We start from the raw sequence: 12,432 nt of genomic DNA, 5'->3' as shown, positions 1-12,432 counted from the left end.
TTATGAAACCGCCGTCATTACGATGAACCTGTCGTCATTCTGAGCCGAAGGCGAAGAATCCCTGTATTTCCCCCGCGACTGCACCGCTCTTCACTTCGGAAAGCACTAGAGCATTCTTCAGTCATGGGTAGTCCAGGGGCCAAGGCCCAACATATACCCGCCTGGGCCGAAGGCCCAGGTAAGCGATGCTCCGAGCGCTGAAAGCGCGACATAAATCCATGCCGAAAAACCACGCCCGACGGAAAATTGCACTACCAACGCCAAAACGCTCTAAGTCAAAAATGAAACACATACGCGTACAACAACGCGACCCCGCCTGTCACCATGATAAGCAGAACGCTGTGCCGCAGTGTGAAACGGAACAGCTTCACCTGCTGCCCTGCGGTAAGCCCCGTCGCCGCCGCGGCCACCGCGATCGACTGCAGGCTGATCATCTTGCCCATTACGCCGCCCGAAGAGTTCGCGGCGGCCATCAGCACAGGCGAGAAACCAAGGCTGTTCGCCGTCACCACCTGCAAGTTCCCAAACAGCGCGTTCGAGGAAGTATCCGATCCCGTTAGAAACACGCCGATCCAGCCCAGCAGCACGCTGAAGAACGGAAACATGACGCCCGTTGCGGCAAACGCCAGCCCCAGCGTCGCCGTCGCGCCCGAGTAGTTCATCAGGAACGCAATTCCCAGCACCGACGCAATCGTCACAACCGGCAGGCTCAACTGGCGAGCGACCGCCACCAGCACTCTCGCAAACTCCGCCACACTCATGCGCAGCGCAACCACCGACAGCAGCGTCGCCACCATGCAGGCCGTCCCCGAAGCCGACAGCCAGTTCAGGCTGAACAGCGCGTGGTAAGGCGTCTCGCTCGCAACGATCGGCGGCATCCGCTGCACCACATCGTGCAGAAACGGCCATTGGATAACGACCGTCGCATCATTGAGCAGCCGTTGCAGCGGCGGCCATCCCCACAACAGCACGCACACCACCAGCAGCCCATACGGCATCCACGCATGAAGCACTTCCCGGAACGAATAGTCGGGTACGATGCGCTCCACCTCAGGCGCGGCGCTCTCTTCATCCTCGCCCATGCGCGCAAACCGCCGCAGCATCGCGGCCTGGGCCGCATCGGGCTCTGCCGCATCCGCCGGCGCGGTCAGCTTCAGGTAAGCGACCAATACGCACATCGTCGCAATCGCGGCCAAAATGTCCGTCAGCGCGGGGCCGAAGTACGCCGCCACAACATACTGCATCCCGCCAAACACCGCACCGCCAAGCAGCGCAGGTACAACCACGCCCGACAGAGCGCCCGCGCCGCCAATCGCCATCACCAGGTACAGCGGTACGATCACCGCCAGCGGCGAACAGATCGCCGCCACGGCGCGGCTGATCTGGTCCAGCGGCAGACCCGTCGTCCCCGCTAGCGTCACAACCGGAATGCCAATCGAGCCGAACGCAACCGGGGCTGTGTTCGCCAGCAGACACAGCGCCGACGCGCTGAACGGCGAGAACCCAAGTCCAATCAGCATCGACGAAGCAATCGCCACCGGCGTGCCAAACCCAGAAGCTCCCTCCAGAAATCCGCCGAATGTAAACGCGATCAACAGCGCCTGCAGGCGCGGGTCCGGCGTCAGCCGCCCAATCGAATCCTTGATGATCTCAAAGCGCCCCGTCTCCACCGTTACGCGAAACAGCGTGATCGCCCAGAAGATGATCCAGCAGATGGGAAACAGACCGAACGCCGCTCCATACGCCGATGCGCTAAGCGCCGTCACCACAGGCATGTGGTAGCCGAAGACCGCAAGCAGAAACGTAACCGCCAGCCCGCACAGACCCGCCATCCACGAGGGCTTGCGCAGAACCCCCAGCAGCAGAAGCATCGTAAAGATCGGAAGCGCGGCAAGCAGAAAAGAAACGTTGCGCCCAAAGCCAAAGAGAAGATACGTCTGCTGCCATGTCAACGCCAGATCTCCTGGGAAACATCAAGTCGATGCCGGATCGCCTCACCCGACATCGAACTGCATGTTTTGAAAGATTCAACAGGTATGCCGCTTCGTAGAAACCCGCCTTACCGCCACTTCGCCAATACGCGAGTCGAAAAAATCTTAGGGCAACGCTTCAACCATCGTCAAACCGCCGTACAGTGCGCCATGGGTTATGAACCCGAATCCCCCCGACACTTCGGGTGCCCCATATCTGGCGGTCTCATCGCCAGATATGGGATCATTCGCCCAAAGCGCGAACCGCCTTACGCAACTGACCCCACCCGCAAAGCCCCGCGCCTGCCATACACCTCCACCACCGCAGCAACCAACGCAGGCATACGGGCCGCGGAATCGTACTCGCCTCCACGGTTCAGCCATCCATGCCACAACCCCGTGAGAATCGCGCGCTGGCTCTCCGGCCTCTCGCGCAGCCGGTTACGATGCCGCAGAAATCCATTGCAGCTATGCCACATCAGCTTCAGCCCCCCCGCAAGCCCAAGGTGCTTTCTCCAGAACCGGCTCTCGTTGCGCGCCATGTAATACCAGTAGTGCGGCCTGATCTCAAGCGGCCTCGTGTTGCGGTTCTTTTCAAAGTGCCGCACCACCGATCTCGCATCCACCACATTGCGAAACCCCGCCGCCGCGCTCCGCGCCGAGTAATCGATGTCCTCGAAGTACGCGAAGAACGCCGCGTCCAGTACGCCGATCCTGCGAATCACCTCCGCCCGCACCAGCATCGCCGTGCCAATCACCAGCCCGGCGTCGGGATACTCCCTCTCCCACGCGGCCGCGACCGCCGCATCGCTCGTCTCCTCGTAGAGCTTCCGCTTCGGCGCGATCACACCTCCCGCAAACGTCACCCTGTCTTCATCGAGCGCGGCAATCTGCGGCGTCACCAGCCCAATCCTCGCATCGCTCTCCGCCAGCGCCACCAGCGACGACAGCGTCTCCGGCCCCGTCACCGCATCGTTATTCAGCAACCACACATAGTCCGCGCCAATCTCCAGCGCACGTCCCAAACCGAGGTTGCAGCCGCCCGTATAGCCCGTATTCACCGGCGACTCCAGCAGATCCACCCTATCGCCCACAAGCCCGCGCAGCTCAACATTCGAGCCATCGCGCGATCCGTTGTCCACGATCAGCACGCGAAAGTTCGCATAGCGCATCCGCAGCACCGAATCCAGCGCAGTCCGCGTCTCCTCTGCACTGTTCCAGTTCAGCATGACGACCAGCACCAGCGGCGCCCGCGCGTCATCCATCTTCATCTCATCGGAAGAAGTCATCAGATTCTTTGATGCCAAAACATCGGGTGCCCCATCTTCGCGACGAAGTCGCTAAGGTGGTCATTCGAGCGAAGCTCGAACCGCTTCTTACGCGACAACCATCCTCCGCAACTCGGGCGAGACAATCAGCTTCGCCTCCGTCCTCCGCTCAACCTCAACCGGGCTGAACCCCTCAGCGATCTCCGTCAGCACCAGTCCATCCGTCGTCACGCTGATCCACCCCAGCTCCGTCACGATATCGTGCACCACGCGCGTCCCCGTCAGCGGCAGCGTGCACCGCTTCAGGATCTTCGCCTCGCCCTCCTTCGTCTGGTGCTCCATCGCGACGATCACCCGCCGTGCTCCCGCCACCAGGTCCATCGCGCCGCCCATGCCCTTTACCATCTTGCCCGGGATCATCCAGTTCGCGAGATCGCCCTGCTCGTCCACCTGCATCGCGCCCAACACGCTCATGTCCATGTGTCCCCCGCGAATCATCGCAAACGACTCATCGCTGCCGAAGTACGCGCACCCTGGCAGCTCCGTCACCGGCTGCTTGCCTGCATTCACCAGGTCAGGGTCCGTATGCGCGTCGTCCGGCGGAGGCCCCACGCCCAACATCCCATTCTCCGACTGAAACACCACATCCACGCCCGCCGGAAGATACGACGCAATCATCGTCGGCAGCCCGATGCCCAGGTTCACATAGAACCCGTCCTTCACCTCACGAGCAATCCTCCGGGCAATCAGCTCCTTAGCCTGCATCGACTCACCCTGTTCCCTGTTCCCTGTTCCCTGAAAATTGTCATCCTGAGCGAAGCGACCGAAGGGAGCGCAGTCGAAGGACCTGCATCTCTACTCCCTATCCCCTACTCCCAGAACCCGCCTTCGCCTTCATCGCCGCAATAAACTTCGACTCCACCGGCTTCACATACTTCTCGCCCACCACAACACGCTTCACAAAGATCCCCGGCGTCACCACCTGGTCCGGGTCCAGCTCGCCCGGCTCGACCAGCTCCTCAACCTCTGCGATCGTCAGCTTCGCCGCCGTCGCCATCGCCGGGTTGAAGTTCCGCGCCGTCCGCCGATACACCAGGTTCCCCAGCCGGTCGCCCTTCCACGCCTTCACCAGCGCAACATCTGCGTGCAACGCCGTCTCCAGCACATACGTGCGATCGCCGATCTTCCGCGTCTCCTTGCCGTCGGCCACCACCGTGCCCAGCCCCGTCGCCGTAAAGAATGCGGGAATCCCCGCGCCGCCCGCGCGAATCCTCTCCGCCAGCGTCCCCTGCGGAACCAGCGTCAGATTCAACTCACCGGCAAGCACCAGCTTCTCCAGCAAACGATTCTCGCCCACATAGCTGCCAATGTGCGAGGCGATCATTCCCGCCTCCAGCATCAGCCCCATGCCGAAACCATCCACGCCCATGTTGTTGCTGATCGTATTGAGCCCCGCGATGCGACGCCGCACCAGCGCCGCAATCAGGTTCTCCGGAATGCCGCAAAGCCCAAAGCCGCCCAGCATGATCGTAGAACCGGCCGCAATGTCCGCAACCGCCGCATCCGCCGACGCTACAACCTTGTTCATGCGTTCTCCTTGGCCCAGGCGACCTCCCAAAAGGAGCCCCCCTTCCAACTAAGGTGTCATCCTGAGCGAAGTCTTTGCGCAGCAAAGACGCAGTCGAAGGACCTGCGGTTACCTGTCAAGCCACCTTCTCTACTTCTCCACCGAAAACGTAAACGTCGTCATGCTGTGCCTCGCCTGCCCCGGCTTCAGCTCCGCCGACGGAAAGTTCGCATGGTTCGGCGAATCCGGATAGTGCTGCGTCTCCAGGCACAGACCTGTGTTCTTCGCATACACCACGCCGCCCGGCCCCTTGAAGCTGCCATCCAGAAAGTTGCCGGTATAGAACTGCACTCCTGGCTCCGTCGTCGTCACCGTCATCACCCGCCCGCTCACCGGATCGTGCACCCGCGCCGCCGTCTTGATCTCGCCGTTCGCACCGCGCAGCACCCAGTTCTGGTCGTAGCCGCCGGCCATCGTCAACTGTTCAAAGTGGTCGTTGATCCTCTTGCCGATCACCATCGCCTTACGGAAGTCCATCGGCGTCCCCTCAACCGGAGCAAGTTCGCCCGTCGGAATCAGCCCACTGTTCGTCGGCGTGTACTTGTCCGCGGCGATCATGATCTCGTCATGCAGAATCGTGCCGCTCCCCACCCCACCCAGGTTGAAGTAGCTGTGGTTCGTCAGGTTCACCACCGTGTCCTTGTCCGTCGACATGCTGTAGTCGATGCGCAGCGCATTGTGGTGCAACGTGTAACGAACATGCGCCGTCAGCGTCCCCGGATAACCCTGGTCGCCGTCCTTCGACACCAGCGTCATCTCCACGCCGCCGGCAACCTCCTTCGCCGCCCACACATGCTGGTCGAACCCAACGTCGCCGCCATGCAGCGAGTTGCCATTGTTGTTCAGCGGCAACTGATACGTCTTCCCATCCAGCGAAAACTTCCCTCCGCCAATACGGTTCCCGTACCGCCCCACCACCGCGCCAAAATAAGTCTTCTTATCGGCGAGATACCCTGCCAGCGAGTCATACCCCAGCACAACGTCCGCGACCTTGCCCGTCTTGTCCGCCGTCCTGACAGAAACGATGCGCGCGCCAAAGTTCGTCACCCGCGCCTCAACCGCATCGCTCTTCAGCGTATAGACGTCCACCGCCGTGCCATCCGGCATCTTTCCAAACACCGCCTTAGAAACCTGCCCGTGTGCCTCTGCCGCCGCCATAGTCATGCTAAGCAGCATAACCGCTAACCCACGTATCGTCACGCTTCACTCCCGCACAAGCCAACTGCTCACATTCGAGGCCCTCGCCTCAACCCAGCCAATATACCGGAAACGCGACTTTGAACGAGTATGTGGGAAGATGCAGATGTGAAACTCGCATCGAAGATCGCTCTCGTTCTCGGAGGATGCCTAAGCATCGCGCTTTCCATTTGGTCGCTGATCTGCATCTTCGGCATGTGGTTCATAGGGCCACCGCGAGACCATTCGGTGTCACTGACTCAAGACATCCTGTCAGGGCAGCGATGAGCATCGTGCTTACAGGAACTTCAGTTGCTTTTGGAGCTTTGTCCCTCCGGGCCTTTCGGAAGGCTCGAGCCTCGGTCTCCGATTAAAGTAACAAGAGCTCGGGTGCCCCATCCTTCACGAAGTGAAGGGTGGGATGAATCATGAAGGCCAAGAGGTTGTTGCCCGGGAAGGCTCTCGGAACGCCTCCTATCGCGGCAATGAGCGCCAATGATCTGCCCGGCAATCAGGGCCGAAGGCCCATCCTATACCAGCCTGGGGCATCGCCCCAGGTATCGTGGACCGAGAGAGTTGAAGGGCTGAAAGCCCGCTCTATCGATTGGCACGGGCTTTCAGCCTCTTCGCATCTCTCTGCAAGATGACCCAGGGCTACGCCCTGGGCTGGTATAGCGACGGGCCCTTGGCCCTCTCTCGCCATCCCCCAAAGACTGTCATCCTGAGCGAAGGGTTCGCGCTTTTGCGAACCTGTAGTCGAAGGACCTGCAATTTTTCTCTTACCTCGTAAAGTGCTGTCGGGGAGAGGACAAATGCAGGTCTTTCCCATTCGACTTCGCTCAGGGCAGGCTCTCCGCTGCGCTTCGCTCAGGATGACAAAGGGTTGAGGTGTTCTTCGTTTAGAAGAGCTCGGGTGCCCCATATCTGGCGGTCTCATCGCCAGATATGGGAACATTCGCGCGAATGCGCGAACCCCAGCACGCCAGCCCAGCATCAATCGTCATCATCATCCCCGCTATACTTCATCGCGGCTTTCACCAGCGGGCCGGGAGCGAGCACCTTGTCCTCGCCCGGATACGGCTTGCTCCATCCCGTCGTGACATACCACGTCGAATGATTGAGAAAGTTCGGATCGACGGCATCTGCCTTGTCGTACTTCCCCTTCATCACCTTGGCCGTTGCCTTCATCCATGACTTCTCCATCGGGCTGTAGGAGACGGCCTTTCCCGCAGGCAGATCGGGGCCATCGTCCAGCGGAAGAACCGCGGGCAGGCAATCGAATGGCGTCAGGTCAGCCGTGTTCTGAAAGGCGTCGAACATCGGCGACGCCACCAGGTCGAACTGCGTCAGCGGTTGCGTGCCCAGAATGTTCTCGATCGTGCGATTGATATTTTCAGCCGTATAAGTCGTGTGGATCGTCTTGCCCTGCCCCGGAGCCTGTGGAGCCGCCGTGTACGGGCTGATGATGTAGACCGGCTGGCGGTGGCCATCCACATGGTCCGTCCCTCCCTGTGAGTCGTCCTCTTCCACAAAGATCGCGGACTGCCCCCAGACCTTGCTGTGGCTGATCGCTTCCACCATGCGCCCCAGCGCAAGATCGTTGTCCGCCTGGTAGTTGCTGGGATAAGGATGCCCCTTCGAGCTGCCTGCGGTGTGATCGTCAGGCAGCCAAAGGATCGTCAGGTTCGGAACCTTGTTCGCCGCATCCATCTGCTGGAACTCCTTGATCCAGTAGTCCATGCGGTACTGATCGGGAATACCGAGATTGAACGGCGGATAGTGTGGATCCATGATCTTTGCCGCCGAGGGAATCGCCGAGCTCACATGAATCGCATCGTCGGGAACGATGCAGCTCGAGGCAGGGGCCTTGCCCTCCTTGCACAGCGACGTGTTGTAGAAGTCCGTCCACGTATACTCCGAGCCATCCTTCTTGCGCGCGATCGTCGTCCCGCTGCTCCACTCGCCATACATTCTGGCGGTCAGCCCCTTCGCCTCCACCTCGGTCCATAGAAAGCCCCTTGGCGTGTATGTCAGTGGGTCCTCCGCGCCGCCTCCTGGGTAAGAGCGGATCCAATCAGGTGACAGAATATCGTTAGCGTAGAAAGACCCCGACATCCCAATCCACGGATGACCATCCGCAGACTGACGGCTAGGCGCATAAACGTTGTCGAGCAGAGGGAACCGTTTCACGAACGCATGCTGGTTCGGAACCGCCGATGCAAAGACGGCAAGCTCCTTCGCGCCATTGCCCCACGGCACGTCTCCCAGCATCTGGTCGTAGGTGCGGTTTTCCTTGATGACCAGAAAGACATGCTTGATCAGCGAAGGCTCGCCGATATGCTTGGGAACAGCTACCGGCGCGGCGTTCGGGTCGATAAACTCTTTGCCAACCTCAATGTTCGTCGTCAGGTTCCAGTGATTGTTGTCGAAGACCTGCTTGCTGAACCTCGCCAACTCGCTCGCGTTCGGCTCCTGAATCAGGTTCACCACGCCCATGTCGGCGTGGGTGTTGTATCCCACGACGCCGTCCTTCGTCGTCGTCTTCCCGCGCGAACCCAGCCCTTTATCGTCCGCCACCACCAGTTGCTTCTGCGCCTTGTTGTAGGTGATCGACGTGGGGAAATATCCCGTCGGGATATAGCCGATCACAGGGTGCTCATCGCGCCCCTGTAGGTTGACGACGGCAACAGCATTCGCCTGGCCCAGCGCGACATAAGCCTTGCCATCGTCCGTCACTGCCACGCCATTCGCCCCTGCGCCGAAGGCCCCGCCGCCAATCGGGGCGCTGAGGTTGATCGTGCGGATGACCTTGTCGTTCTGGAGGTCGATGATCGACAGGCTGTCGCTGTAGGCATTCGCCACATAGAGCCTCGATCCGGCCATCGTCATTCCCACCGGGTGCAGGCCGACAGGGATCGTCTTGATCTCTTTCCCCGCCGCGAGATCGACGACCGACACCGTACCCGTAATCGCAAAAGCGTCCTTGCGGTCGACGACAATCGGCGTTCCGTCCGAATAGTTAGTGAAGTCCTCACTCGTCGCCGGCCTTCCGCCCTCATTGCTGACATAGGCATACCTGCCGCGAACGATAACGCTGTGCGGAACATTCCCCACCGGGATCTGCGCAACAAGCTTCGCCGGAGAAGACGTCAGGTCGATCACTCCCAGCGTGTTCGCCACATTCAACGCGACATAAGCGCGCTTGTTGTCCGCGGAGAACGCAATACCGCCCGGATAGATGGACTTCGCATTGTGATAAGGACGTCCGTCCGCGGGCGGGGGAGGCAGGGCCACTCTCTGCTCGCTGCTCAGCAGGCCCGTCTTCTTGTCCACCTTCGCAACCACAACATAGTTGTTGTCCTGGCTGAAGAGTAGCTTCCCGCCATCGGAAGAATACGTAATACCCGCGAACGATCCCGTGCTCCTGTCCTTGATGGAGGCGCCGCTGGCATCCGGAAGAAAACGCTGAAGCACCTGGCCCGTGACCGTGTCGACGATGATAATCGGCTCAGGCGACCCCATCAGAAGAACAGCCGCGCTGTGAGCCATCGGGTTCGGATTGAGCGCGATCGCCTTGGCACGCACCGGCGAGCCAAGGTCGACAATCCTTCCCGCCGGCGTCAGCTTCTGATTGTCCGAGACAACAACCGAACCGTCCTGCTGCGGCCCCACGGTCCGCTCCGGGCTCGTCGCCTCCGACTTGAGTCCCCCCTTCAGCAGAGGGGCCTTGTCGTTCCCCATCACCTCATCCTTCATCGGAGCAACATTGAAACCCGAGCTGTCGGTCTTCGGCTGTGGTTGCGGCGTCTGACCAAAGACAAAGACAGGGCTCACGAGCGCAAAAAACGCAGCGACTCGCAACACATCCGTGGGTGACAAAACCTTTTGGCGCATGGGATTCCTCTGCATCTGTATACACCACCAGTTGTTGATTGTCAGTCAATGCGCGAAGTCAGGTCTATGAAAAGCAGTATGCGCAAGGATGAGGCACCCAAAACATCGGCAATCACGGGGCCGGGTGCCCCATCTTCGCCGCCGCAGGCGGCGAAGATGGGAAATTCGAGCGAAGCTCGAACCGTCTTTCCCTCCTGCGCTACCATGAATCGTCCAACTTCTCCACGAAAGGAAGCACATGAAACTCGCTGCACGCATCGCTGTGTCCGTACTGCCCCTCTTGCTCTCGCTCCCCGCCATCGCCGCTCCGCCCGACCACTGGGTCGGCACCTGGGCCGCCTCGCCCATGGCCCTCGTCAATCCCGAAGGCAAGTACGGCGCCGCCGACACCACCTACCGCGAGATCGTGCACACCTCACTCGGCGGCAACGCCTCCCGCGTCATCTTCACCAACGAGTTCGGCCTCGACACGCTCACCATCAACTCCGCCTCCATCGCCCTCCGCACCAAAGGCAGCGAGATCGACACCGCCACCGCCCGCCCGCTCACCTTCGGCGGACAGACCTCCATCGTCATCCCCCCCGGAGCACTCGCCATCAGCGACCCCGCCGCGCTCAAGCTCGCGCCGCTCTCCGACGTCGCCGTCAGCTTCACCGTCCCCACCCAGCCCCTGCGGCAGGTCTCGCAGCACAGCTTCGCCGACACCACCAGCTACACCGCGCCCGGCAGCGTCACCAGCGCGAAATCCTTCGACACCCCCACCGAGATCACCAACTGGCCCTTCCTCAAAGGCATCGACGTCATGGCCAGCGGCGATAGCGCCTCGATCGTCGCCTTCGGCGATAGCATCACCGACGGCTCGCACAGCACCAAAGACACCAACCGCCGCTGGCCCGACATCCTCGCCCAGCGCCTCCAGGCCGACAAGAAGACGCGCAAACTCGGCGTCCTCAACCAGGGCATCGGCGGCAACCGCATCCTGCACGACAAGACCGGCCCCTCCGCCCTCGCCCGCTTCGACCGCGACGTCCTCGCCCAGGCGGGCGTCAAGTACCTCATCATCCTCGAGAGCATCAACGACATCGGCCACGCGCAGGACCCCAAAAAGCCCTACGACGTCGTCTCCGCCGACGACCTCATCCAGGGCTTCAGCCAGATGGCCGCGCGCGCCCACACTCACGGCATCAAGGTCTACGGAGCCACCCTCACCCCCTACGTCGGAGCCGGTTACGCCTCGCCCGCCGGCGAAGCCATGCGCCAGGCCGTCAACAAGTGGATCCGCACCTCAAGCACTCTCGACGGCTTCGTCGACTTCGACAAGGCCACCCAGGACATGAACAACCCCGCCGTCCTCTCCGTGCTCGCCGACGGAGGCGACCACCTCCACCCCAGCGACGCAGGCTACAAGTCCATGGGAGACTCCATCGACCTGAAACTCTTCTCGAAATAATCGAATCGGTCGCGCTCTTGAATTGATCGCCGTTATTTGATGTTGTCATTCCGAGCGAAGCCGAGGAATCTGCTTTTTGCCTGTACAGCCACAAACAATCGGGTGCCCCATCCATGACGCTGCTTTGTCGCGGCATGGGTGGGAATGAACACAGCCAGCATCAGCACCAAAATAACAGCGGGTGCCCCACATCTCGATTTTGAGATGTGGGTTTGCAGGATGCAAAACAAAAGAGGCGGGAGCAAAGCTCCCGCCTCTTCTTTTTTACCAAGCTAAAACTACTTCAGCTCATACCCGGCAAAGAAATACCCGATCTCAAATGCCGCCGTCTCCTCGGCGTCCGACCCATGGATCGCGTTCTCGCCGATCGAAGCCGCGAACTTCTTGCGGATCGTCCCCTCTTCCGCCTGGGCAGGATTCGTCGCGCCCATCAACTTGCGCAGGTCGGCGATAGCGTTGTCCTTCTCCAGAACCATCGGGAAGATCGGCCCCGACGACATGAACTCCGTCAGCTCGCCGAAGAACGGGCGTGCCGCGTGAACGTAATAGAAGCCCTCCGCCTGTGCCTTCGAGATCGAAACCTTCTTGATCGAAACAATCTTGAATCCGGCCTTCTCAATCTCGGCCAGGATGGCGCCCGCGTGGCCCTTCTTGACCGCGTCCGGCTTGATGATGCTGAATGTGCGCTGTGACAACGTAGCTCTCCTTGCGTTTTTTCGCGAAAAATCTGTTCTACCAGTGTAATTCACCACACGGATGACTCCCACGGGGCATGGCATAACCTCTCCACCCGGGCGCATCATAGCTTCATGCGCAACCTCGCATGGATTTGGTTCGCCGGATTCGCCGCCTGGGTCGTGGACGGACTCATCAGCCTCCACTACCACTCCATGCAGCACGCCCAACTGGCCTTCCTCGTCGCCATGGTCTTCCTCGCCGCAGGCTTCTTCTACCGCCGCCAGCAGCGCTGAAATTCACCACTTCTTGAAGAAGTGTCAATCCAAAATCAGTGTCATCCTGAGCGAAGCGACCAACGGGAGCGAAGTC

Annotated in this window: 9 protein-coding genes; 2 read left to right on the top strand and 7 right to left on the bottom strand. The window is 60.7% G+C overall.

Going from position 1 to position 12,432, the window contains the following annotated elements; genetic code table 11:
- Nucleotides 1–275 precede the first annotated feature (275 nt).
- The 6 genes from JSS95_12080 to JSS95_12055 all read right to left on the bottom strand — a co-directional run bounded on the left by JSS95_12080 (nt 276) and on the right by JSS95_12055 (nt 9,935).
- The gene (locus tag JSS95_12080; GenBank protein MBS1800549.1) at nt 276–1,952 is read right to left on the bottom strand and encodes a lactate permease LctP family transporter; all 1,677 of its coding nucleotides are present in this window, start codon (nt 1,950–1,952) and stop codon (nt 276–278) included.
- Between the two features lie 287 nt (nt 1,953–2,239).
- Entirely contained in the window at nt 2,240–3,259 is a 1,020-nt protein-coding gene (locus JSS95_12075; GenBank protein ID MBS1800548.1) for a glycosyltransferase family 2 protein, read from the bottom strand.
- Nucleotides 3,260–3,346: 87 nt separating this feature from the next.
- Nucleotides 3,347–4,003 (bottom strand): CoA transferase subunit B, encoded by a 657-nt coding sequence (locus tag JSS95_12070; protein ID MBS1800547.1) that lies wholly within the window; start codon nt 4,001–4,003, stop codon nt 3,347–3,349.
- A gap of 97 nt (nt 4,004–4,100) precedes the next feature.
- The gene (locus tag JSS95_12065; GenBank protein MBS1800546.1) at nt 4,101–4,826 is read right to left on the bottom strand and encodes a CoA transferase subunit A; all 726 of its coding nucleotides are present in this window, start codon (nt 4,824–4,826) and stop codon (nt 4,101–4,103) included.
- A 129-nt stretch (nt 4,827–4,955) separates the two neighbouring features.
- A complete protein-coding gene (locus JSS95_12060; protein MBS1800545.1) occupies nt 4,956–6,041 on the bottom strand; it encodes a galactose mutarotase in 1,086 nt (361 codons plus the stop codon).
- A gap of 993 nt (nt 6,042–7,034) precedes the next feature.
- A complete protein-coding gene (locus JSS95_12055; GenBank protein MBS1800544.1) occupies nt 7,035–9,935 on the bottom strand; it encodes a bifunctional YncE family protein/alkaline phosphatase family protein in 2,901 nt (966 codons plus the stop codon).
- Nucleotides 9,936–10,173: 238 nt separating this feature from the next.
- Between JSS95_12055 and JSS95_12050 the strand changes: the two genes are divergently transcribed.
- Nucleotides 10,174–11,385: an SGNH/GDSL hydrolase family protein gene (locus tag JSS95_12050; GenBank protein MBS1800543.1), complete on the top strand. Its 1,212-nt coding sequence runs from the start codon at nt 10,174–10,176 to the stop codon at nt 11,383–11,385.
- A 278-nt stretch (nt 11,386–11,663) separates the two neighbouring features.
- Here JSS95_12050 and ndk read toward each other — a convergent pair whose 3' ends face one another.
- A complete protein-coding gene (gene ndk / locus JSS95_12045) occupies nt 11,664–12,080 on the bottom strand; it encodes a nucleoside-diphosphate kinase (GenBank protein ID MBS1800542.1) in 417 nt (138 codons plus the stop codon).
- 114 nt (nt 12,081–12,194) lie between these two features.
- On the opposite strand from ndk, the gene JSS95_12040 reads away from it, so the two are divergent.
- Nucleotides 12,195–12,356 carry a hypothetical protein gene (locus JSS95_12040; protein MBS1800541.1) on the top strand — a complete coding sequence of 54 codons (162 nt, stop codon included), beginning with the start codon at nt 12,195–12,197 and terminating at the stop codon, nt 12,354–12,356.
- The last annotated feature ends 76 nt before the right edge of the window (nt 12,357–12,432 follow it).

It is taken from the genome of Acidobacteriota bacterium, from assembly GCA_018268895.1.
In the GTDB taxonomy this organism is placed as follows: domain Bacteria; phylum Acidobacteriota; class Terriglobia; order Terriglobales; family Acidobacteriaceae; genus Edaphobacter.
The sequence above is the reverse complement of the archived record's forward strand: the minus strand, read 5'-3'. Positions and strand labels throughout refer to the sequence as shown.